Consider the following 22,852-nt stretch of genomic DNA (forward strand, 5'->3'; position numbering starts at 1 on the left):
GGATCTACAGTCCGGCGAGGACGTTCTGCAGCGCCGGGTAGCCGATGAAGACGAGAAAGCCCGCGAAGAAGACGACGACGGGCAGGGACATCCGTTCGGTCGCGGACTGCGCGGCGCCGTCAGCCTCGGCCAGGCTGCGGCTGCGCATCGCGGCGGCCTTGGCCTCCAGCGAGATACGGATCTTGGCGCCCTCGCTGCCGGCAAGCGAGACGGTCGCCGCGAGTTCGGCCAGCTCCCGCACCCCGGTGCGGGCGCCCAGAGCGCCCAGCTCATGCCAGACGTTCCTGCGGCCCACTTCGGCGGCGGTCAGGGCGCGGCGCAGTTGGGCCGCGCCCCATCCTTGCGGGCCTGCCCCGGCGTCCGTGAGGGCCTGGTGGATGCCGGCGCCGCCGGCCAGGGCGATGACGACCAGGTTCAGGAAGACCGACAGGGTGTGTCGCAGTTCCTTGCGGCGCAGCTTCGCGGTGGAGCGTACCGAGAGGTCTGGGGCGAAGAACAGCGCCATCCCCACCGCGAGCGAGCCCAGGGCTGTCAGTTGTACGTCCAGTTCGTTGCCGGTCAGTGCCCACCACAGCAGCGAGGCGATACTCGGTGCGAGGAGCCCGGCCAGGAAAGCCGTGGCCTTCTCTGCCAGGAAGCGCTCGACGGGCACCTCGGCAACGTTCAGGTCCCGGCGCAGGCCAGCGGTGGGCAGCCCGAGCACCGTCAGGGCGGGTACGGCGTGCCGCCCGATCCGCGCCGCCCAGCCCTCATGTCCATCGGCCCCGGCGGGCTGTGCCGCCACGGCCGCCGCCACCGGCGGCTTGCTGATCTTGGCCAGGGTGTCGGCGAGGGAGGCTCGGGGCGGATGGATGCCGTAGAGCATCAGCGCCAGGAAGCCTCCGAGACCGAGCCCGAGGAGGATCGCCGTCATCGGGCCGTCACCTCCCCCAGGGTGAGGGGTGCGGCTTTGAGTACGCGGGGCTCTTCCTCCATCGTGGCGATCTTCATCAGCCACCAGTAGGCGAGCGCGAACAGGGCACCCACCAGGGCCAGGACGAGCTGTCCCTCAGCGCTCGTGTAGGGGTCCAGGTAAGGGCGGTTGAGGACGACCAGGCCGGCGGCCATGCCCAGGGTCGTGCACGTGATGACGCGGACCGATGTGCGCACCCGGCCGCGTCCGGCCTCGGTCTTCAGCCGCATGGTTACCTGCTCCCGGGTCGCTGCCGCCAACTGGCCGAGCAGAGGGGCGAGTTGGCGGGCCTGGCGTTCGGCGGCCATCACCAGCGCGGCGGTGACCATGTCACAGGTCGCCTCGTCCACTTCGTCGGCGAAGGCACGCAACGCGCCACCCAGCGGCTGCCCCTCGGCGATACGGGCCGCCAGGCGGGCGGTCTCCGCATGCAGGGCGGGCGGGGCGACGGGTGCCGTGGCCAGGATCGCCTGCTCCAGGCCGGCCGCCGCCGACAGGGTGTCGCGCAGCATCTCCGCCCACACCGCGACAGCTTCCAGCCTGGCGGTCCGGGCTGCGGCCTGGCGGTCCGGGCCCAGCAGCCGGGGCAGGGTCAGGACGGCAACCAGGGTGAGCAGTCCTGCCACCGGCCAGCCGGTGACCGCACCGGTCAGGACTGCGGCCACGACAGCCGTCAGCCACTTCCGCCCGCTGGCCTGCACGGGCAACCTCCACCGCCGCCAGGCAAGTTGACCGTCCTGCGGGCGCGACACAGCTCCGTAGGCGATGAGCGCCACGCAAGATGTGAACCCAGCGCCCAGCATCAGGCCGGTGAGTGCGCTGTGGGTCATGAGCTCCCCCATCGGCCGCCGCGCATCAGCGCCACATCGAGGCCCGCCGCGATGAGTTCCTCGAAGGTCTCGGTGCGCAGCGGCGCACTGGGTGCGGCCCGCCCGTCGGGGCCGGGTTTGTAGACCTCGTTGGAGATGATCTGGGCCCCGTCCGCGTCGACGACTTCGCGGATGGAGTCGATCGCCCGCCGCCCCTGGGCGTCCCAGCCCACATGGACCACGAAGTGCACGGCGGAGGCGACCAGCAGGTTCGTGGCCTCCAGGGAGAGCCGCTCGGGTGACTGGGCGGCGTAGGCGGCGAGTTTGGTGAACACCCCGCGCGAGGTGGAGGCATGGATGGTGGAGAGCGAGCCGTCGTTGCCCTGGGACATGGCGTTGCACATCGGCACCACCTCGGGCCCCCGGATCTCCCCGACGATCACCCGGTCCGGTGACATGCGCAGCCCCCAGCGCACCAACTCCGCCTGATCGACGGCGCCTTCGCCTTCCAGGTTGGCCTCGCGGGCCTGCAGGGCCATCACATTGGGGTGTGCCGCAGTGTCTTCGTGCAGGCCGAGCTCGAAGGTGTCCTCGATCGTGACCAGCCGTTCCTGCGGTGCGATCACTGAGGCCAGGCCGCGGGCCAGGGTGGTCTTGCCGACATTGGTGCCCCCGCCGACGATGATGTTCTTGCGGGCCCGCACCAGTGCGGTCAAGAACGCGGCCAGGCCCCGGTCGCAGACCCCGAGACGGTCCACCAGGTCGTCCATCGTCACGCGCTTGAAGCGGTGCCGGCGGATCGTCAGACCCACCCGGTGCGAGAGCGCCATCACCGCAAACAGACGCGAGCCGTCGGGCAGGCAGATGTTCAGGCTGGGCGAGCCCCGGTCGAAGCGGCGCTCCTCCAGACCGGAGCGGGCCGCGATCTGCCGTACCAGATCAACGAGTGCACCGTCGGATGCGGCCACCGGTGCGCGCTGTTCCTCGGTGCCGTCGGCGTAGCGGACGAAGACCTGGTCCGCGCCGTTGATCTGGATGTTCTCGATCCGCTCGTCCTCCAGCAATTCCTGGAGCGAGCCCAGACCGAACAGCGCCTCCATCACCTGCCGTTCGATCCCCTCGCGCTCACCACCGCTCAACGCGGGCCGGCCCGACTGAAGCCGCCCCTGGTTATGGGAGGCGACCTCGTCCGCGAGCAGCCTCTTAGCCAGCGTGCGCCGCTCCCCGCTGCTCTGGACCGGCAGTCCGGCCTCGCTGCGGGAATGCGCGAACCCGGTCAGGGCAGCCGCGATGTTCTCCCGGAACTTCTCAGCGGCCGACGGCTCCACGACCGTGTACTCCGTCACCGGGAACCTCCCTCCCCGGCCGGTCCCAGCGCCGGGTGGGGCACGACCCGTGGGACAAGCTGCGCCAGCTCACCGACCAGACCCGCGCGCTCCCGGCTGTCATCGGCGCCGGACAGATACCGGGCCAGCCGGGAAGCGGAGTGGGCCAGCGGTGAGCGCCGCCACCGCCGCTCCCCCAGCCGCCGTTCACCACCCAGCGCGGCACCGGCCGACGGGTCCCACGGCACCCTGTGGATCCGGCCCTCATCCACCCGCAGAGCCTTGGCGATCTCGGAGGCGGCATAGCGGCACTCGCCCACCACGACCAGCTCCCACCAGACGCCGTCCAGCCACTCGGGCCGCGCCGCAACATGCGCCAGAGCGTCCATGCCGCCCCGGGCCACCAGCACCAGCCGGTCCGACGCCCGCGCCAGCTCCCGCGACGCCACACCCCCCAGCTGCCCAAGATCGAGCAGCACCGCCCCCGTACTCCGGCCGCCGCGCAGGACGGACGGGCACGCCGCGATCTCAGCGACACACGGTGCGGCCTGGACCGCCCCCGTCGGCCCCACTACCACGCGCACGTCCCCGGCCGCCTGCTGCACGCATCCGTCCAGGGCCGCACCGTCACCGCCGGGCCGCGCCCCGGCCGCCAGGGCAAGCAACCCTGCCATGTCGGAGAGTCCGAACCGGACCGCGAGATCGCCACCCGAGGCGTCCGCCTCCACCACCACCGGCCGCACCTCACCCACACAGGGCCAGGCAGCAGCCAGGGCCAGAGCAAGCGTGCTCACCCCGGGCGCCCCCTTGAGCGAACCCAAAGCCACGACCTGCCGCATCACGACACCTCCTTCACCGACGCTCCCAAGACCGCGATCCGCGGATCACTCATCTGCGCCGCCCGGCGGACCGCCGCCGCATCCACCAGCACGGTCACCGCTCCCTTGCCGGACGCCGACTCCGGACCGTTCACCGCGCTCACCACACCCAGCACCGGATCCGGCGTCTTCGACTCCGTCTCACTCCCCGCACGCCCGCCCGGCGCGATACCCGGCACCACCGCGATGCGCTGCCCGGCCGCCAGCCCCACAGGCAACATCCCCGCCTCCACACCGACCACGACCAGCGCCCGCCCCTGAGGAGGAAACTCCGCCGCATCCCCCACCTGCCCAGGTGCCAGCAACTGCCCGGCCAGCAACGGCACTACGGCCCGCCGCCCCACCACCGCGGCCCGCTCCCGAGCCGGGACGATCTGCGTCGCGTCATCAACGCCCAGCCGCACCACACCTACATCCCGCGCCTCGATCACCTCACCGGCAGCGACCGGCCGCACCACCGACAACACCGGCTCACGCTTCCCAGCGCTGCCCACCGTCCACGCCACCCCGCCCGCGCACGCAATCGCCCCGGCCACACCGAGCGCGACCAGCCCCGGACGCCACCGCCGCCGCGCTCCCACCGGCCCGCCACCCACCAGCGGATCCTCAGCCGACTGCCGCGGCGGTCGCAGCCGCCCACCGTTCACACCCGTCGTCTTCGAAGAAGACATGGGGATACCCACACTCCACCTCACTCGATCAAGAAGAAGCCGGTGCCATGCCCGGCACCCGACAGCCCGCCCGCGCAGCGGGTCAGGACACGACCAGCGCCTGCGCCTCCGCCACCCGCAGCGGCACCTGCGCCCGCGTCACCAGCCCCGGGACAACACCCCGCCGGCCACCGCCATGCCACTCCACATCCCACGTAACACTCACCGAGACGGTGTACGCCTCACCCGGCAGCCCCGCCGACGAACGCAGATACGTGTGCCCGCAGTCCGGGGAAGCCGAATCCGCCGCGTAGGTAGCCACATACGGTGTCCCGGCACCCGCACACACCACCGTCGCACCGTCACCCATGACCCACGCCGCCGTCCGCGGTATCGCCGTGGCCGTCACCGACACCCCCGGCACCGACACGGTCTTCGACACCGGCTGCCACATCCCCCGGTCAAGCCACATCCACGTCGGCACCCGCACCAACTGCGCATGCCCCTGATCCGGATTCATCCGAATCACCGGATCCGGCAGCACCAACTCCTGCACCGCCTGCTGCGCCACCACCGCCGGCGCCGGACCAGCGTCACCGCCCTTCCCCGGTACCTCACCCGCAGGTTCGGGAAAATCCTGCATCGGTAGCGGAACACCACGAGGGCCGTACATCTGACCTGGCTGACGGTCCCAGTCCATGACGCTCCCGGAACCTGAACCCCTGCCCGTAGAGATCTCTCGTGAGGTCGTAACTCCCGGCCGCCCACCGCCCGACGGTCTCGCTTCACTGCGCGCACCGACATCGCACCGCCCGGGCTGGCTGCACTTCACTCCGGCGACGACGCCCATGGCCGAGCCTCCATCATCCGCCTGGCTCGGACCAGCCAGAGGCCCGAGCACTGACAGGGCAGCAGAGAGGACGACAACACCACACCTGGTGGAATGGCGTGGCATCAGTTCATGCATGAACCGGCCTCCCCCCAAGAGAGCTCGGAAACCTTCCACTTGCCGGAGGAGAGGACTACGGATGCCTCCGTGCGGTAGTGCCCGCCTGGGGTGCCGTCAGAGGGGTGGTCCGGCTTGACCTGCACCCACTTGGATCCGTCGACACAGTCCCGCAGTTCGACCTTGTTCTTGGTCGACTTCACAACGGTCGGCGCGACACTCGCCTCGCCCCTGCTCGTAGCCCCCTTGTCACGGATCTGCTCCATCATGTACTGGAGCAGCCCCAGCGCACCGCCCTCCGCATGGTCCGCCAGTCTGGGAGACTTCGGATCTGACGTGAGGGAAGCTTCTGCTGCGTCCTTCCACATCGCCCGGTACACCGCAATCGCCTCGCCGTCCACGCCAGTAGGCGAAGCAGACAGCGAAGCTGACGCGTTCGAAGTCGGCAAAGCCTTCGCACCCTCTGCGCGGGAGGCATTCTGCGTGCAGGCACCTAACCCGAGCCCCAGCACAACAACCGTAGTAAGAGCCGCAGCCCCTCGCACTCCATTCACTCTCACGACTCTCCCACTCTCATCAGCCACCCATCACGCAGCGTGCTCGAACCGTCACTAGTGCATCGCTGATGCCCCAGGGTTCTGGCGAGATAAACCCCATGCGGAGGGCTTGCCTCCCTTTCACCCTTACGGTGCGAATATCGTCAAGCCCGCACCAGGCAGCGTCACTTCAACTCACCTGAATGAGTGCAGAGTTCTCGGTGTCAGAGGCCCCCCGTCGGGAATAGGGGCTCATCTCCAGCGCAGCGGACGTCCCCCGCCTGCAGCGCAACGCGCCTCATAGTCCGGAGGCAGCCAGCCGGGCCGCGGTGCAGGGTTTGATCAAGTTCCCTGTGCGTCGGGCTTGGGTGTGATGCCCAGGATGGGGAGTGTTCGTTCTGGTTTGTCGCGGATGGCGCGGGTGGTCTTGGCGATGTTGGTGGCTCCTCGGGTTTTCAGGGCGCCGATCGCAAGGTTGCGGAAGGCGGCCATGACGCGGAGTGCGTTGCCGGTGTGGACGGTGGAGGCGTCCTCGGCGAAGACACGGTCCCGGATGTGGTGCTGCGCCTCCACGGTCCAGTGTCCGCGCAGGTGGGAGGAGAGCTCGGCGGATTTCGTCTGGTGGGCGTCGAGGCTGGTGACGGCGTAGACGCTCTCGCGGGTCTCCTTCGCGCCGGCCGTCTTGCGGCGGCGGTGGACGCGGATGGCGAGTTTCGCGTAGGGGAAGGCGATGCCGCCGAGGTTGTCGGCGATGGCCAGGGTCTTGATCGAGCGGGACTCGCGGCGGCCGTGTCCCTTGTTCGAGGCGGTGTGCTGGACCTTCACGGCGTTCCAGTCCAGTGCGTCCAACTGGGCCCATGCTGTGGGCTGGTTGGGCTTGACCACGGCGACGTAGTGCGCCTTCTTCGTCTCCACCAGCCAGGTGACGTTGGCCTTCACCGAGTGCAGCGCGTCGAAGGTGACCACGCCGCCTTCCAGATCGAGGGGTGAGAGCAAGGACTGGAAGTGCCGGGTCTCGTTCGTCTTGGACCCGACCTCGGCCTGGGCCAGGGTGACCGCGAGGCCGTGGGTGACGGCGGACAGCAGGTGCCGGCGGGGCCGGTCCAGGCGGGCGGAGCCGCGCAGTGCCTTGCCGTCCACGGCGATCACCCGCCGCCCGCCCTCGCCAGGCGCGGTCGCGGCGGTATGGCGCTGGGCGAGCCAGGCGCCCACAGCCGCGTCGAGCGCGTCGGCATCGAGACGCTCCAGGACCCGCCCGATCGCCGAGCGGGACGGCGCGTGCCGCCATCGCAGAAGGTGACGGCGCACTCCAAGGACGGCGAGGAGCCCGGCGTCTGCGCGGGCGCCCCACTCGGCGAGCTCGTCGATGGTCCTCGCGCCCGAGACCGCGGCAGCCGCGCAGACCAGCAGGATCGAGGCCAGCGAGTACCAGCGCCCCCGCCGAGAGCGCGGATCGGGAACCGCTTCCAGGAAGACGCGCAGGTCAGCCACATCGTCCGGGTTGACGGGACCCAGCTTGGCCAACACGGCAGGGATCGGGGAAGATGAGACAGCGGACACGGGAACCTTCTTGATCACTCGGCGTAGACACCTGAATGATCACGGATCCCGTGTCCGTTCTGTCATCCACCCCAACCCGCGCCATCCCCAGGCCAGTTGGGCGATCCCGGGAACTTGCGCAAGCCCTGGCCGCGGTGGGGACCTGCGGGCCATCCCCAGGCGATCCCCCCTCCTTCCAACCAGCTCGTTGGTCCCCTGACAGGTGTAGAGCAGGCACTCATCCAACGCCGGCCAGGCAAGCGGCTGCCCGACGTACGGGCGCACCGCGTACGGGTCAGCGTTCATAAACCCCTGGCGCCCAACGCCAGCACCCCACATGGCAGGGACGCTCACTCAGTGAACCTCCGCCATCTTGATTTCGGCTGGTCACGGCCGCTGGCGTGAAGGCGTGCGGGGCTGCTCGGGGTGGTGGTGAGGCAGTGTCCAGCGTGTAGATCGTCGGGCACGGCGGTTCCTGTGTTCCGGCCCGCTGTCTCGTTCCCTTCACTACGATCCGCCGCATGGTGGATCCCAAGGTGACCGAGCGGATCGCGGTACGCCGCGCGGAATTGGACGATCTGGAAGAACAGCTGGCCAAACAGCTGACGGAGGTGCGAGGCGAGCGCGATGAACTCGCCGCGGCCGAGCGGGTCCTGGCCCGAATGGGCGAGCAGATCGCCGCCGAGCGGGCCGCAACGGCGCCCGCTGCCGCGCAGGTGGGCGGGAAAGCGGTGCTGCTGATCCCGCACCGCGCGCCGGAGGTCACCGAGACCGCGCTTCCGCCGGAGTACCAGCGCATTCTCGCCGCAGTGCGTGACGCGGGCGGGCCCGTCACAGTCCGTCACAATCGCTGAAGCGCTCGGGCTGGATACCGGGGTGCGGGGCAAGCTGGAGCCGCTGCGCGGGAAACTGACCAAGCTGGCCGATCGGGGTTGGCTGCAAAAGCGTCCCGACGGACGGTTCACCGCCCGCCCGTGAAATGCGAGCCGATGGTGGCGGACGTAACTGCGGTGCCCCCGGAGCTCGTTGGGAATGTGTGAGCAAAACCGAAGAGCACGCCGGGGACACCGTGTCCCTTGTCTACCAGTGCCGTCTGCCGCTGTCCACGAGCACCGTCAACCACCTCGCCGACCTGCTGCGCCGTCACCTGAAATCGATAGGTTCCCGCTGGCGGTCCCTGCCACCGGGGAAGATCGCAGTGATCGTCCTGGCCGTGCTCCGCCACGACCAGCGCCTGGCCGACATGGCCGGTGGCAACAACGTCGCCGAATCCACCGTCCGCCGCTGGCGCGACGAAATGATCCACCTGCTCGCCGCGAAGGCCCCGCGTCTGGGCCGGGCCCTGAAGAAGATCGCGAAACGGGGCGGGGAAGTCGTCCTGATCAACGGCACCCTCATCCCCACCCAACGCCGCACCGGACGCGACGATCGGAAGAACTTCTCCGGCAAACATCACCGCCACGGCCTGCACTTCCTCGCCCTGACCGACGAGAAGGGACGGCTACTCTGGATCTCCGCCGCCCGGCCCGGCCGCACCCACGACGCCACCGCCGCCCGCCACGACCACCTCGTCGAACACCTGAAAGCGGCCGGCCTCGGCGCGCTCCCCGACCTGAGCTTCCTCGGCGTGGACAAGCCCGACGACCTGGTCATCGTCACCGGCTTCAAGGCCACCCGCTACCGCAAGCTAACCGCTGGGCAGAAGGAAGCGAACCGTGTGCTGGCCGCCGGACGCGCCCCGTCGAACACGGCTTCGCCCACCTGAAGAACTGGCGGATCCTCACCAAGCTCCGCACCGACCCCGGCCGCGCCACAGCCCTCCTGCGCGCCCTGCTCGTCCTGACCAACCTCGAGGTCAGCCGCTGACGGACATCGCCGGGGCCTCGTCAGATCGAGCCAGGATCCGGCATGGTCGGCAGCAACACGATTCCGGCCTGGGCGTAGGCACCCTGCGGATCAGGCCGCCGCTGACGGAATCCGAGCGCCGTCAGACGGCAGTCTTCTTCCTTGGTAATCCACGCCAGTCGCAGGCTCTCAGAGATCAGGACTACGACATCACCCGCGCACTCCGCTGCACCCAGGCGGGACACGATCTCCCCGACCGGGTTCATGTGCTCGTAGTGGAACACCGCGCGCCCGGGGTCGAACTTCGGCTGGGAATGCCACGTTTCGCGGCGCAGGTCAACTCCGAGCCCCGCGGCCAACTCGGCTGCGGCGGTGCTCACCTCGGGTATCCGGGCATCGGGGCATCGGGGCATCGGGGATGTCGCAGAGCTTGCGCACGTCGACGGAGACGGACTCGCGAAGCCGGGCCCGCTGGTGCTGGTTGAGGTCGAGCTCGATCAGTGCGCGAGCCTTGTCGAGCAGTCCCTGGGCGAAGGGACGGCAGAGGTACTCGAAGCGAGCTGTGGCCATGTAGATCCCGTTCAGGTGTTCCAACGGTCGGCGGCGTCGATCCTCGTCGCCGCGAGAGGATACCGTCCAACAAGGTCGCCGAGGAACCGCCCGCTCACCGCTGCCACCTGTTGCTTCGAGAACCTTCTCGGCTTGGACGACGGCCCACGATTCGCCGGTCTGGTCCCAGCGGCGGTCCCAGGCGCGCGTGAACTCTGCGGTGAAGTCGGTCGCCGACGATCCCCGCTGCGGCGCACAGGGCGCCGCAGACGGCGAAAACATCGGGATGCCGTCTCGGCCTGCAGTGCGCGCCACCGCGCCAGCGAGGAGCAGCAGCGCCCCGATGGCAGCGAAGCCGCCGTAGGCGGCCTTGAGCCCGAGACGCGGAGGAACGGGCGAAACCGCCCCACCCCGTCAAACGATCAAGACCGCAGACTACCGCCCACGACCAGCACGAGGACGCCAGTCAACCGCCACGCCAAACCCTCCGACCAGCACGTTCGAAGATGGCGAAGGCTCAGTCACCGCGCTTGGTCGCAACCACTGCCATCCGGCCGTCGAATGGCTATCGGACGTGACCGCCGGGCGTCAGAGGAATGGCCAACCACGCCGCCTTCGACCTCGCCTCTCGGCGGAACCCCCATGCGCCTTTGGTGAGTTCATTGACGATGAGCAAGCCGCGTCCTCGCTCGGACAGCAGTGCACATAGTGCATCGAGCCCGCCCCCACGGCCCTCCTCCACCGGGGCGAACGGAGCGGCAGCCGGAAAGGCCGGGAGCTCGGGAACGCGGGGGTCGCAGTCCCAGATCTCACAGATGACCTCTGCCGCCGTGCTCCGAAGACGCATCTCGTACGGACCCACTGCGTGCTCGGTGGCATTTGCGACGAGCTCCGAAACAGCCAGCACGGCATCGCTGATCACTTCGCCTTCATAGCCGAGTTGATCCAGTGCGCACCGCAGAGCCGCGCGTGCCCGAGTTGTCGGGCTGGGGGTGCAGTTGGTCCAGCGCCACACGACGTGGATGGTGTCCCGAGGCGGACGGGCGGGGCTCATCGGCTTCCCCCCTGCGTACGGGCTGCGTGTCGGCCACGGCGAACGCGGCGGTGGCGCCCGGTCCCTCGGCGGGCACACGCCTGTGCCTCGGTGAGCATGAGCGGGCCGGTCGACACCGCGAAAGGTGCCAGCAGTAGGGCAGTGAACAGGAACGGAGCCATCACAGGACCTCCACGGCATTGATCACGCTAGGACGCGACCACAACACCGTGGAGTGGCTGAAGAGCGGAACCGCTCTCGACGAAGTACTTTCAACGGCGGACATCTCGACGTGTGGGCCGGCGGCTGGACCACACAACGTCGACAAGCTCCCAGTGCCCGTTCGGATATGAGGAGCGGCCTGGTCGACCTCGGGCCTACGACCGCTTCGAGCACGTGCAGTGTTCCAGACACTCTATGGTCCCGCTCGCCCTGGCCACCGCCGCGCCGGGGATCTAGGTCTCATCGGCGCGGAGGGGCCACCGATCCATGGATTCTGCATGGATGGCCCGATCCATGGCCCTGCTGGCCGCTACCGCCCAGCGGCATGGGCGGGCTCGCTATCCGTTGTGCTTGAACCAGGGAATGGCCGTCGGCGACTACGGCTTCGAATCTGTAGCTCAGCCGGGCTCCATAGCCAGGCGCCCGGGCCCCGGGACCCCCGGCGCAAACCTCAGACGCTGCCCAAAGTGCGCCCTCACGCCATAGGCGTAAGGGCGCACTCTTTCGTCATCTCCCCTTCCTCGAAGGGGAGTAGCGTTCTGAGTGTCTAGGTCAGAACGGAGTTCAGTATGCCCAATCCGAACGACACCGAGCCCGAGACAACGTCGACCTTCGCCCAGCGCGTACGCCGCGCACGGGAGCACAAGGGTATGACGCGCGTTGCGGCAGCTGCACGAGTGGGCCGCTCCTACGAATGGTGGAAAGCCATCGAGACAGGCCGCCTGCGTATGCCTCGGCTGCCCATGCTCCTGAGGATGGCCGATGTCCTCGACGCTGCTTCACTCGCTGCTCTAACAGGCGATGACCGTGTCACCGCGTCCACGTACAGCAATCTCGCCCATCCCTCGCTGCAGCGAGTAAAGGACTCCCTCACCTCGTACACGCTCGGCACCAGCAACGAGGAGCCGCAGAGCCCCAAAGCGCTGGCGGCCCGCGTCCGGCAGGCGTGGCAGCTCTGGCATGGCATCGGCGACCACCGCACGCATGTCGCTGACGTGCTGCCCGGCCTGCTTGCAGACCTTCAGCACTCCGCCCGGGCCTGGGACGGGGTGCAGCGGCGGCATGCCCTCGTCGACCTGGCCCAGGTCTATCACCTCGCGCAGCTCTACCTGTCGTTCCAGCCTGCTCCCGAGCTGGTGATGCTGACCGGGGACCGGGCCATGGCGGCCGCGCAAGACGCGGACAGCCCGCACGCCATCGCCGCCGCCGCTTGGTACATGAACCACGTGTATCGGGACGCCGGAGAGGCACATGAAGCGCGTGTGGAACTGGCCATGCAGGCATCGGAGTTGCTCCAGAGGGACCGTAGCGACGAGGACCTGGCCTGCTGGGGACTGCTGCACCTCGCAGCCGCCCTCTCGTACGCGAAGATCGGCCAGGCGGGGAGCGCGGACTACCACTGGGACAAGGCCGATGACGCGGCCAAGGCCCTCGGAGCCCCGTACTCCCATCCTTGGCTGATCTTCGGGCGGGGCATGGTCGATGCCTACCGGTTGACCATGAACATCGACCTTCCTCGGCGCGGGCCCGCGGTGGATGCGGCTGCCGGCCTGAGCTTGGAGGCAATGCCGTCAGCGACCCGGCGGGGGTTCCACTCGATCGAGCAGGCGCGCGCTTACTCGCTGGCCGGGGAGGACATCGCGACCGTGCACTTCCTAGAAGCGGCGAACCGGCTCAGTCCGGAGACGGCACGGTTCAACCTCTTCGCTCGAAGCTCGGTGGCGGACCTGATGGAGTCGGGTGCGGCCTCGATCCGCCCTGGTGCGCGTGCACTGGCTCGGGAGTGGGACGTACAGGCCGCGTAGGTACAGGCCGTACCCATAATTGAGGGGGCATCGCGCGTACCCATGAACTGAGTCACACCCTCCTACGGTCGGTGGAAGAACAACCACCGACCGAGGGGTTCTCGTGGATACCACGATCGACGGACAGAGAGCAGCCGTCGCCGCATGGCTCGCCAGCAGCCTCAAAAGGCCCAGTAACGCCGGTCAGGAGTGGACTGACGTTGGCATCGCTGTCCTCGCGCTGGGGCGCCGCTTCTCGGCTGTCCGCATCGCGGAAGAGCTGGTGTACGCCGTCACCGCCGACACGAACCACGCCACGCTGGCCCACCTCCTGCGCGACATCCTGCACGGACCCGTCATCCACGACCCGCGGGGGCAACGGTTCTACGCACTTGTGCCCCCTTCACCATCCAACGGGAGCCTAGGCCGGTACGCGACGTACCTCGGCCTCGGTCACTACGTAGGCGTCCCCAGGGTCGAACGCACCGGGCCTCACGAGTCCCTCGCAAGCTACTGGGCCGTACCCATGATCCGGCCCAACGACCTGTGTGACCCGATCCGGCTGGATGGCATGCTCACGGTCGGCTCGGCCGAGCTGGCCAGTCAAGGCGAGACGTGACACCGACACAGAGCCCGAGCACCTACGTGACCCCCGAGTGCCGAGAGGCTCGAAAACTCCGCTGGGAGGCGGGACACCTTCACTGCCCTGGGCCACTCGAAGTACGGCAGCCGTCGGGCACTGTGGCCCTCGAACTACTCAAGTGCGCATGCCTCTGCCACCAGAAGAAGCCCGAAGTCGCACCGACCAAGTCGGTCTGGGCGACCTTCGAGATGGCACAGCCGACCAGCACTTGATCCCTGGCTTCAATTCGATGTAGAGCGACAGCAGTTCAGTCCGCTCCGCCGGCGGGCGGGTTCGTACGGCTCGCCCACCGGCACGAACGACATGCAGCCCGGAGAACCTTCCGGTGGGGCGCACGACCTCAGGCGGTACTGCTGTTGACTCGGTAGACGATCTTGCCGTCGAACTCTGCGAACCCAAGGTCTTGGTAGAAGGAGCGAGCGGCGGGGTTGTCGCGGTCCGTGGTCCACTCGACCCGGCTGCATCCCGGGCGGCCGTCCGCGATGGCGCGGAGCTCGTTCATGAGGCGGGCGCCGATACCCTGCCGGCGGAGGGTGTCGCGGACGTAGAGCTCTTTTAGGTAGAGCGAGTGGGTCGACCCTGCCGAGGGCCAGAGGTAGGAATAGGCGGCAAGGCCGACGATGTCGCCCGCCTCGTCCTCTACCAGTAGTGCGGAGGCCAGCGGCGGAGCCCCGAACAGGGCCTCCTCCACCTGCGCCTGTCGCTCGTCGAAGGGCTGGATCTCTGTCGAACCGTAGAATCGCTCGATCTCTTCGATCAGTTGGGCCACGGCCCGGACATCGCTTTTCTCGGCAGGTCGGATCGTCACGCTCATCGGCGTCTCCTATTGTTCGTCGTTCGCACGCACCAGTGGGGTCTCCCATCCTCGCAGCGCAGAGGGACTCGCGGTCGGCCAAGGGAATCAGGAGGCTGGTGCGCCCAGCTTCCAGTCGTGCCGCCGGAGCGAGTCCTGAATGTGCCGTATGAGGTACTCCAGGTCTGCGCAGTAGACGGAAGGGTTGCGGTATCCGCGGGCCGCGCTGAAGCGGTGCGGGAGGTAGCCGCCTCCGCATACTTCCACCAGCGGACAGCTCTGGCACTGCTCGGCCAGTGCGCTCTTGCCGTGCTGCCGGTGCAGGAGTTTGGGGTGGTGAATGGCTTCGTCAAGGGACTCGTTGTAGACATCGAGCCCGAGCCAGGAGGCGCCTTCCTCAACGGAGCGCAGAGTGTCCACGCCCTCGATCGAGCCGTCGGACTCGATCACGATGCTGGTCGGCGGTGCCAGCCCGAGGGATTCCACCGCACTGTGCACGCCGGAGCTGAGGGCCACGATGTCCTCCAGCATCCGGACGCTGTGCCGGCACTGGGGGCGAGCGAGCCAGGCGTCATAGACGCGGCTCATCCAGAGTCCGTATTCGGGGAGCGCGGGATCGTTCCGATGTGGTGGTTCGTCGTGTGTCCCGTGCGGCAGGCCGAAGTCGATCGTCGGAGGCTCAAAGGATGCCAGGTAGTCGTGGACCTCTACCGGGTCGTTGGCCAGGTCCACGACGGCGAGCAACCCGGCGAACAGATGCGGCCGGCTGCGCAGCAGCTCGATACCTCGAACCGCCGAAGCCGCGCTGGAGCGGGAGGCATGCGTCAGGCGGTGCCGGTCATTCGCGGCGGGCGGTCCATCGAGGCTGACACCGACGGAGACTTCGTACTGCTCAAAGAGATCGAGCCAGGCCGCCGAGAGGAGCGTGCCGTTGGTCTGAAGCTCGAAGCGAACCTCGGTGTCCGGTGGGATTCCCTCCCGGAGCGCACGGAGGAGGTCCTCCAGGTGCCGAGGGCCGGCGAGCAGCGGCTCGCCGCCGTGGAGCACAACATGCACGGTCCGCAGGCCGTACTTCGTTGTGTGCTCGGCGATTCTGCGGGCCGCCGCACGGGCCACGTCCACGCTCATACGCGCTGGGAGGGTCCGCCACGCCTGATCTTGCGAGTTGAAGACGTAGCAGTAGTCGCAGTCGATGTTGCAGCGATTCGCGACCTTGAGGATGAATGACCGGAAGGGCGTATGAGGCGGCGTCATTTTAGCGAGAACAGTCAGACAGGAAAGGGCCAGATGATCGAGGCCATGTGTGCGCCTTCACCGACCTTGTTCGAGGCGGCCTGTTCCGCTGCCAGGCGCTGGTGGACTCGGGCAGCGACCCGGTCCAGGACCACGTTGCCGAGCGGCACTTCCATGGCCTCGGCGGGGGACAGCCCGGGAACAGTCGTAGGTGACGGCATGCAACGCTCCTCGTGGTGTGCGCCAGCGATCGGGAAGGATCATAAAGCAGCGCGGTACAAAGGCAGTTGGGGCTGACTGATCAGCTGGCAACGTAGCAGCGGGCGGGGCGCACTGGCATACAAAATTCAGCCACATGACCTTGCTGTTGGCATGGCCGCGACCAAGGCCAAACCGAGCACGCACGAGAGGGGCTGTCTACCGCGCCTGTGTGGCCAGCAGACGCTCGACCTCATCAACTGCCCGGGTTGAGCCCAAGCGTCCGTATATGGCCAGTGCTTCGCGTAGCGATTCCCCTGCGAGGTCGGCTGCGCCCGTCGCCAGCCCGCAGCGGCCGATTCCCTCCAACGCCCGAGCTTCCTCAAGCGGGCACTTGATGTCCCGAGCGAGGCTCAGCGCACGGCTAGAGCGCTCTCGGGCTTCAGCCGCTTCGCCGGAGGTACACAGCAACAGTGCCTGGTGGTTCAGCACCTCTGCTTCGCCGCACCGATCACCCAATTCACGCAGAATCGCCAGGCTCTGTCCGAACGCGTCCGCAGCGCCCGCCCTGTCTCCTGCGACTCCTCGCGCCGCGCCCAGTTCGCTCAAAGCGGCGGCCTCGCCGCCCCGGCTTCCCAGGTCGCGATAGAGGCCAAGCGCTTCTTCCTGCGCGCGCATCGCGTCCGTCGGCCGCTCGGCAAGTCGCTCCAGGACTCCCAGGTACCGGATGCTGTTTGCCCGGCCGAACTGGTCACCGAGGTCCGTGAAGTTCTCGAGTGCATGCGTGTGCGCTTCCCGCGAACCGGCCAGATCGCCAGTCAGCCGATGCACCACACCGAGCTCGTTCAGTGCATAGCCCTGGTGGACCCGGTCGTTGAGCTCCCTATAGATGTCGTACGCCTCGCCATGCCGCTGAGCAGCCAGGTCGTACTCACCCATCAAGCAGTGGACAACACCAAGGTCACGCAGCGAGTTCGCCTCCCCATACCGATCAGTCAGCTCTCGGTAGATGGACAGCGCCTCGGACTGCGTCACGACGGCCTCGTCGAACTTGCTGGTCTGGCGGCGCACCATGCCGAGATCCGCGAGAGCGTTGGCCTGCCCAAGTCGGTCTCCCAGGTCTCGGTAGATCGTCAGGGCTTCTGTCTGCGCTTGGGCGGATGCCTCGTTGTCTGCCGTCAGGTACCAGACGATACCCACCTGGTTGAGCGCGTTGGCCTTCCCTCGTAGATCACCGACTGTGTTGTAGTGCGACACCGCCTCGTTCAGCGCCTCAGCCGCCTTGGCGTAGTCCGCCGTGAACCGGCGGATGACACCGAGTTCGGCCAACGCATCAGCCAAGGCCTGCTCGTCTCCTGTGCGTTGGGCCGCGTCGGCAGCAGTGCGGTGGAGGCTGACGGCTTGATCCCACGGTCCCGCCTGCCGCAGGAAGGGAGCCATGGCCCCGGCCAGTCGGATGACCGTGGAGTGCAGGGCGAGGTTGCTCGCCTGCTCGATACAGGCCAATACATTCGGGCGCTCGTTCTCCAACCAGCCCAGAGCAGCCTCCCGCGTTCCCAGGTCGGGAATCTGCACACTCGGTGGCACCTCAGGGTCAGGCCCAGACCGGGAAACGGCTCCGGCCCGAACGAGATGCCGGTTCACGCTGGCCAGAGTGGCCAGGTAATACGTGCACACCCGCTGAACTGCCTGAACTCGGTCCATACTGTCCCCCTCGTCAGCGAGGCTTCGGGCATAGTCACGGAGCAGGTCATGGAGGCGGTACCGGCTCACCGGGTTCTCGTCGATCAGATGGTCCTCGTAGAGCGCGTCGAAGTGCCGGCGCGCCTCCGCCACCGATACCGAGTCAAGCGCAGCGCCGACGTAGGCGTCGATATCCGCGCCCGGATAGAAGCCCAGCCGACGGAAGAACCGCTGTCGCTCCGCCGGAAGATCCGCGTAGGAGAGATCGAACGCCGCCGCCACCGCACGCTCACCGGCACGCATCTCACCCAGTCGCCCCTGTGCGGCCGACAACCGGTCACGCAGGTCCTCGGCACTCCAAGCCGGGTGGTGCCGCAGTCGGGCCGCCAGGAGAGAAACGCCCAGCGGCAACGAGCCGCACAACCGGACCAGGTCCTCCAGCACAGCCCGGTCAAGACTCTCCGGAGGCCGTCCACTGAGCTGCGTGAACAGGGCCATGGCGTGGTCAGACGGCAGAGCCTCGACCGCCAACACCACCTCCTCGTGCACAGCCAGCCGCTTGCGACTGGTCACGAGTACGAGGCAGCCACCACCGGCGGGGAGGAGCGGTTCCAACTGCCCATAACTGGCCGCGTTGTCGAGGATGAGCAAGGCCTTCTTGCCGGCAAGGCGACTGCGCCACATGGCGGCACGGGCCTCGCTGACCGCGCCCACGTCGTCGCCGACGGGGATGCGCTGTGTGGGCACCCCGGTAGCCGTCAGCAGGGACGCCAGCGCCTCGGTGGCCTGGACCGGAGTTCGGCCCGGGGTGTGCCCGTTCAGGTTCACGAAGAGCTGGCCGTCCGGAAATCGCTCCGCCAACGCATGCCCGGCATGCACAACGAAAGCGGTCTTCCCAACGCCCGGCATGCCGTCGATCACGTGAACCGGCAGCGGCTCCCCGCTGTCCTGAGAAATCTCCACCAGGTCGGTCAACCGCTCAAGCTCCGCAGACCGGTCGGTGAACGCGGCCGTGTCTCTCGGCAGAGCCCGCAGCACCAAAGCGGCCCCCGGCGGCTCCACCCCGTCGTCCGGGCGGACGAGGGGGTTCGGCGCACCGTCAGGGGCGCCGCTGTCCGAAAGGACCGCGAGCAGTGCCGTCAGTCCAATCAGTACCGCCCCCAGCACTCCCAATGACAGCCATCCATGCTGCTGCACCACACCGAGCGCACCAGGCCAATGCGCCTGCGCCGACACCGCGTTCGTGACCAGCCCGACCAACATCGTCATCAGAGCCCCACCGCCGGCGAGGGCGATGACCAGGACTGTCCGTCGTGGCCTCATGAGCCCACCGCCCCAAGGCGTGTAAGCCGCTCCGCGACCGCTCCCGGATCAGTGCCCAGATAGCCACAAGTCGCAGTGCGCGGCTTTGCCAGGCGTTCTGGATGCCCTCCCCGTACGCTGAACCCCGATGGTCCCGTCGGAGTTTTGCCCTTCGTGTCGACCGCCAGACAGGTAGGGCGGTCCACCGCCCTCCCTTCCCGGTCGTCGGACCGGAACGGTGCGCACCCACCTGGTTTGGACACCTAGAAAGCCCCCGAGATCGACTGCCCAATCGTCACAGCGCATCAGGTCCCCCAGCAGTGGGTCAAGGGCTCCACAGGCCAACATCCGCAGTAGCTTCCATGCCAGAAGCAAGCAGCCAGCAGCACCTCCCAGGTCACAAATCATCCTCTGCAAGGTTCGACGGTCATCGGTGATCGATCCCGGCAGGACTTGCGCAACCATGACGCTTGGCCGCCGCCGCGGCGAAGGCGGTCAGAACTTTGCGTTCGACGGCGGGGGTGGGCGCCGTGGAGGTGAGCGGTTCGCGCTCGGACACCACCCCGCCCGGCCGGTCCTGGGCGCCAGCCGGGCAGACCCCGACCGTGAAGGTCAGCGCCCGCCGGTTCCGCGTGAACATCATGTCCGCGATCGCCTCCCGCGGCTCGCTCTGGTTCACCGTGTTCACCGGGAAGTTCACCGCGAAGGTCTTCATCACCTTCCTCGACCGGCTCGCCCGCCAGGCCGGACGGAAGGTCCACGTCATCGCCGACCGGCACCCCGTCCACGGCGCCAAGGCCGTGACCGCCTGGCTCGCCGACAACACGGACTGCGTCGAGCTGCACCCGATGCCCGGATACAGCCCCGAACTCAACCCCGACGGGCTCCTCAACGCGGACATCAAGCGGAACGTCCACGCCGCACGCGCCGCCTCCGCCGACAATCTCGCCCACGAGACCCGCCGCTTCCTCCACCGACGCCAGCACCAACCCCACCACGTCCGCGGCTACTTCCACGCCCACCACGTCCGATACACCCTCGAATAGGCAACCAGACAGTTTCGGCTCAATAAGTCAAACCCTGGAGTTCACGCCCAGTGTCTCCGCACTTCGTCGGGTCGCCCAGCAGAACGGCCTTCGGTTGATCGCCGAGGCCGACGGTGAGCAGCAGACCACGATGCTCACCCAGCCTTCGGTGCAAGAGACCCTGACCACCGTGGTGGCAAAGGCCGACGTCGGCGAGGGCGCGGAGTTGTACCTGAAGGTCGGCCGGAAGGTCGCACGCGTAGAACGCTGAGAACCGGTTCGGGGAGGTGTGCGCACGCCTCCCCGAGCCGGTCGGCGCAGTGTTACTCGGCCGTCTCCGCTTGAGTGGAGCGCCGAGTGAGCAAGGACCGCACGCGCTTCAGGTTCGCGATCGCGCACTAGGGCCTACGAGCGCTGTCTCGCCGACCCCGCGGCTGGGCCCAACGAACCCCGTGGGGTCATTTTGAAGGGCCCGGGAGGGTCAAGGTTGAGTGAGCGGTGCCACGGTCGGCTGCTCGAGAAATAGCGGATGAGCGGTGGCGGCGTACACGAGTTGCGCGAGGGTGCAGTCCTCTGGCGTTGGGGACCTTGGACCGTCTCCTCAGCGCGAGTAGTCCGCGAGGGTGAGTAGCAGGTGTGCCGACTCATCGCGCACGTGATCGGAATGGGCACCTGCCGGATTGAGGTGGCGCCCGCGAACATACACGTCGGAGGCGTCGACGTTGACGAAACGGTGGTCGAGCGCGGAGTGCGGATACCGCTCGTCGAGTGGCAACAGGGTTGTGGTGAACATGGGCGCGGGGGCCGGACCAATTCCGGAGTGCCCGATGCCGGGTTGCTGCTCGGCCCGCAGGTGCCAGAACCCTGTCGCCCGGTCGTGACGGGAGTAAGTGGCGACGACAGGCCCCCTCAGCGGAGCGCCATCATGCGCCTCGCTCGGCAGGATGTTCGGAAAGAGCGAGAGGAACGCGTCCCGGCGTGCGGCCATCTGGAATAGCAGCATGCTGTCGGCGGTGAACGGGCGGGATGGCGAGTGGTCTGTCACGCTCCAGCCGAGTGTGTCATCGAGGCGGGCGTCTGCCGACCATTGGACCGCCTCGCACAGGAAGCGGCAGCCGAAGGAGTGCCCGACGAGGTGGAGGTACTGCCCGTCTCGGTTGGCGAGCACGGGCGCTGCTTCAGGGTCGGCGCGCTCGGCGTCCAGATAGCCGAGGAGTCGGCCCAGGATGTGGGCGGCGTGGCCTCCTCCTTCGCGTGCGCCCATAGCGTGCGCCCGGTCCCGGATCCTGCGGTAGCCGGTGGGGGTGACCAGGCTGGATGATGGCCAGCGCACGACGACACACCATGGGCTGAAGCCCTGGGCCGCTAGGGTCGGATACCGGGCCGGGGCTGTCACAAAGACGTCTTGCATCAGAGACAACAGCCGCTCAGCGGTGTGGTAGGCGGAGTCGGGCGAGGTCTGCCAACCATGGACATAGACGAGTATGTCCGTCGCCCAGACAGGCGGGGCGAGGCGCTCCGCGAAGTAATGGCGCAGCCAGGCCTCAGGCACAGGCTCACCCGTGTCAGCGTCGAGCAGCCAGCCCGTCGCGTCCAGGTCAACGACCTCCACCGTGCCGACACGGCTCACGCCTCGCCTCCACTTGTCCGATCCAGGCGAGCATCCATGCCGCAGTGCAGACCATAGGCGAACCCCAGGGGATTTCGGTATCGGGCGGCGAACTCCCGGGCCAACTCATGAGTGATCTGGCCAGCGCTCGCCGCCCCGCGCAGGTAGCGGGTGACGAACTCGAGCGCGTACTCGGCGGCAAACGCCTGCGGCATCGCGATCTGCGGCCCGAGCACGCCTTGCGCGCCGTGCTCGATGAGCATGCTCCCAAGGAACGCTCGGTCCGCGCTCGCCGCGGAGACTCCAGTGTGGCAGGCGTTGAGTAGCACAAACGGTCGGAAACAACCGTGCCGATAGTTTGCCCTTAGCTCGCGTATGGTGTGGCCGTCGAAGGGCCTGCCGTCGGTGAGCTTGATGACCAGGGTCGGGGGTTCGGGAACGTTGCCGACGAACTCTCCGTGGCACCAGAAGTACATCAACTGCTCGTCCAGCTCGGGCTTCCCCAGATCGCGGACGAGTTCCTCATAGGTCGTTCGTACGGTGTACTCCGTGCCCGTCGTCAGTGCCTTCGTGACTTCATCCGCACGGGTGGCGCTGCCCACGCGGACGTCGTGGTTCAGGCTGACCGTGGGCCGCTCGTGGGCTGCTCCGGGCGGACCAATCCACGCGTATGCATCACCGGTGTGCTCGATCTGATGCCGATGGCCGAGGAAGCGAGTGAAGAGAACCTCCAAGGTTGCAGGCTCGGTGGAATCATCGGTTGTACAGAGCAATGGCCAGGGTAGATGGAGATCAGAGTCGAACCGTACCCGCAGCCCCTCCTGGGACAAGGCCGAACGCAGGGAGTTGCGGAATATCTTGGTCGGTTCGTCGTCACCGCGCAGCAGAGTGCCAAACAGCAGTGATTCCCCGCTTCGTGCCAGATCGGCCACTATCCAGCGCAGCTTCTCCTCAGGTTCGGTGCTGAGGTCCGCGGACGTTGCGTACGGGCGCCGTCGACTCTGTAGAAACCGACCCTGGTCGTCGACCGGCTGGAAATCAACGAACTCCGATTTCCATCGGGCACGAAGCCTGGCCGCCGTCCCATGGACCTCATCGGGCCGGGCATGCAGGTCAACCTTATGCTCGGTGCCGTGGAGTGCCGGAACGGCCGATCCTGACATCCGTGCCCGGATCCGGCCTCCGCCGAGGACGTCAAAGCTGACGAGGAGGTCGGGAGCCTCCGTCGTCAGGTGCGGCAGGAAGCGGAAGCCGTCGCTGGGGTCCTGGACAATGCGGGTGGTCAATTCACGGGGCAT

The 22,852-nt window shown here is 67.9% G+C and carries 23 protein-coding genes; 6 read left to right on the forward strand and 17 right to left on the reverse strand.

The window, feature by feature from the left end:
* Nucleotides 1-4: 4 nt before the first annotated feature.
* From OG522_RS06945 to OG522_RS06980, 8 genes are all read right to left on the reverse strand, one after another.
* Complete coding sequence (locus tag OG522_RS06945) at nucleotides 5-913, reverse strand: type II secretion system F family protein (protein WP_329462060.1); 909 nt, start codon at nucleotides 911-913, stop codon at nucleotides 5-7.
* Nucleotides 910-1,782 (reverse strand): type II secretion system F family protein, encoded by an 873-nt coding sequence (locus tag OG522_RS06950; protein ID WP_329462061.1) that lies wholly within the window; start codon nucleotides 1,780-1,782, stop codon nucleotides 910-912. Before OG522_RS06950 ends, OG522_RS06945 begins: the two co-directional genes overlap by 4 nt.
* Nucleotides 1,779-3,107: a CpaF family protein gene (locus OG522_RS06955; RefSeq protein WP_329462062.1), complete on the reverse strand. Its 1,329-nt coding sequence runs from the start codon at nucleotides 3,105-3,107 to the stop codon at nucleotides 1,779-1,781. Before OG522_RS06955 ends, OG522_RS06950 begins: the two co-directional genes overlap by 4 nt.
* On the reverse strand, nucleotides 3,104-3,880 hold the full coding sequence (locus OG522_RS06960; protein WP_329462063.1) for a hypothetical protein: 777 nt from the start codon (nucleotides 3,878-3,880) through the stop codon (nucleotides 3,104-3,106). The genes OG522_RS06955 and OG522_RS06960 overlap by 4 nt, the downstream gene beginning before the upstream one ends.
* A gap of 44 nt (nucleotides 3,881-3,924) precedes the next feature.
* A complete protein-coding gene (locus OG522_RS06965; protein WP_329462064.1) occupies nucleotides 3,925-4,647 on the reverse strand; it encodes an SAF domain-containing protein in 723 nt (240 codons plus the stop codon).
* A 70-nt stretch (nucleotides 4,648-4,717) separates the two neighbouring features.
* The gene (locus OG522_RS06970) at nucleotides 4,718-5,314 is read right to left on the reverse strand and encodes a hypothetical protein (protein WP_329462065.1); all 597 of its coding nucleotides are present in this window, start codon (nucleotides 5,312-5,314) and stop codon (nucleotides 4,718-4,720) included.
* Nucleotides 5,315-5,568: 254 nt separating this feature from the next.
* A complete protein-coding gene (locus tag OG522_RS06975) occupies nucleotides 5,569-5,961 on the reverse strand; it encodes a hypothetical protein (RefSeq protein WP_329462066.1) in 393 nt (130 codons plus the stop codon).
* Between the two features lie 477 nt (nucleotides 5,962-6,438).
* Nucleotides 6,439-7,656: an ISAs1 family transposase gene (locus tag OG522_RS06980; protein WP_329462067.1), complete on the reverse strand. Its 1,218-nt coding sequence runs from the start codon at nucleotides 7,654-7,656 to the stop codon at nucleotides 6,439-6,441.
* Between the two features lie 500 nt (nucleotides 7,657-8,156).
* Between OG522_RS06980 and OG522_RS06985 the strand changes: the two genes are divergently transcribed.
* Nucleotides 8,157-8,489 carry a hypothetical protein gene (locus OG522_RS06985; protein WP_329462068.1) on the forward strand — a complete coding sequence of 111 codons (333 nt, stop codon included), beginning with the start codon at nucleotides 8,157-8,159 and terminating at the stop codon, nucleotides 8,487-8,489.
* 182 nt (nucleotides 8,490-8,671) lie between these two features.
* Nucleotides 8,672-9,400 (forward strand): transposase family protein, encoded by a 729-nt coding sequence (locus OG522_RS06990; protein WP_329462069.1) that lies wholly within the window; start codon nucleotides 8,672-8,674, stop codon nucleotides 9,398-9,400.
* A 121-nt stretch (nucleotides 9,401-9,521) separates the two neighbouring features.
* Here OG522_RS06990 and OG522_RS06995 read toward each other — a convergent pair whose 3' ends face one another.
* From OG522_RS06995 to OG522_RS07005, 3 genes are all read right to left on the reverse strand, one after another.
* Nucleotides 9,522-9,860: a hypothetical protein gene (locus tag OG522_RS06995; RefSeq protein WP_329462070.1), complete on the reverse strand. Its 339-nt coding sequence runs from the start codon at nucleotides 9,858-9,860 to the stop codon at nucleotides 9,522-9,524.
* The gene (locus tag OG522_RS07000; protein WP_329462071.1) at nucleotides 9,817-10,050 is read right to left on the reverse strand and encodes a hypothetical protein; all 234 of its coding nucleotides are present in this window, start codon (nucleotides 10,048-10,050) and stop codon (nucleotides 9,817-9,819) included. Before OG522_RS07000 ends, OG522_RS06995 begins: the two co-directional genes overlap by 44 nt.
* 544 nt (nucleotides 10,051-10,594) lie before the next feature.
* Nucleotides 10,595-11,263, reverse strand: a complete 669-nt coding sequence (locus OG522_RS07005) for an ATP-binding protein (protein WP_329462072.1) — start codon at nucleotides 11,261-11,263, stop codon at nucleotides 10,595-10,597.
* Between the two features lie 590 nt (nucleotides 11,264-11,853).
* On the opposite strand from OG522_RS07005, the gene OG522_RS07010 reads away from it, so the two are divergent.
* Together OG522_RS07010 and OG522_RS07015 are read left to right on the forward strand one after the other, a co-directional pair.
* A complete protein-coding gene (locus OG522_RS07010) occupies nucleotides 11,854-13,089 on the forward strand; it encodes a helix-turn-helix domain-containing protein (RefSeq protein ID WP_329462073.1) in 1,236 nt (411 codons plus the stop codon).
* Nucleotides 13,090-13,192: 103 nt separating this feature from the next.
* Entirely contained in the window at nucleotides 13,193-13,687 is a 495-nt protein-coding gene (locus tag OG522_RS07015; RefSeq protein ID WP_329462074.1) for a hypothetical protein, read from the forward strand.
* Nucleotides 13,688-14,051: 364 nt separating this feature from the next.
* On the opposite strand, the gene haaN is transcribed toward OG522_RS07015, so the two are convergent.
* From haaN to haaT, 4 genes are all read right to left on the reverse strand, one after another.
* Nucleotides 14,052-14,525, reverse strand: a complete 474-nt coding sequence (gene haaN / locus OG522_RS07020) for a cyclophane-containing RiPP N-acetyltransferase HaaN (RefSeq protein WP_329462075.1) — start codon at nucleotides 14,523-14,525, stop codon at nucleotides 14,052-14,054.
* An 87-nt stretch (nucleotides 14,526-14,612) separates the two neighbouring features.
* Entirely contained in the window at nucleotides 14,613-15,758 is a 1,146-nt protein-coding gene (locus OG522_RS07025) for an FxsB family cyclophane-forming radical SAM/SPASM peptide maturase (RefSeq protein WP_329462076.1), read from the reverse strand.
* Between the two features lie 14 nt (nucleotides 15,759-15,772).
* Nucleotides 15,773-15,958, reverse strand: coding sequence for a HaaA family cyclophane-containing RiPP peptide (gene haaA, locus OG522_RS07030; protein ID WP_329462077.1), 186 nt, complete (start codon nucleotides 15,956-15,958; stop codon nucleotides 15,773-15,775).
* A 196-nt stretch (nucleotides 15,959-16,154) separates the two neighbouring features.
* Nucleotides 16,155-18,941, reverse strand: a complete 2,787-nt coding sequence (gene haaT, locus OG522_RS07035; protein WP_329462078.1) for a cyclophane-containing RiPP biosynthesis TPR protein HaaT — start codon at nucleotides 18,939-18,941, stop codon at nucleotides 16,155-16,157.
* Nucleotides 18,942-19,423: 482 nt separating this feature from the next.
* Between haaT and OG522_RS07040 the strand changes: the two genes are divergently transcribed.
* Both OG522_RS07040 and OG522_RS07045 read left to right on the forward strand, forming a co-directional pair.
* The gene (locus OG522_RS07040; protein WP_329462079.1) at nucleotides 19,424-19,966 is read left to right on the forward strand and encodes a transposase; all 543 of its coding nucleotides are present in this window, start codon (nucleotides 19,424-19,426) and stop codon (nucleotides 19,964-19,966) included.
* A gap of 94 nt (nucleotides 19,967-20,060) precedes the next feature.
* The gene (locus OG522_RS07045) at nucleotides 20,061-20,216 is read left to right on the forward strand and encodes a hypothetical protein (RefSeq protein ID WP_329462080.1); all 156 of its coding nucleotides are present in this window, start codon (nucleotides 20,061-20,063) and stop codon (nucleotides 20,214-20,216) included.
* 330 nt (nucleotides 20,217-20,546) lie between these two features.
* Here OG522_RS07045 and OG522_RS07050 read toward each other — a convergent pair whose 3' ends face one another.
* On the reverse strand, nucleotides 20,547-21,575 hold the full coding sequence (locus tag OG522_RS07050; RefSeq protein ID WP_329462081.1) for a hypothetical protein: 1,029 nt from the start codon (nucleotides 21,573-21,575) through the stop codon (nucleotides 20,547-20,549).
* Entirely contained in the window at nucleotides 21,572-22,852 is a 1,281-nt protein-coding gene (locus OG522_RS07055) for a CHAT domain-containing protein (protein ID WP_329462082.1), read from the reverse strand. Before OG522_RS07055 ends, OG522_RS07050 begins: the two co-directional genes overlap by 4 nt.

The organism is Streptomyces sp. NBC_01431, assembly GCF_036231355.1.
Classification (GTDB): domain Bacteria; phylum Actinomycetota; class Actinomycetes; order Streptomycetales; family Streptomycetaceae; genus Streptomyces.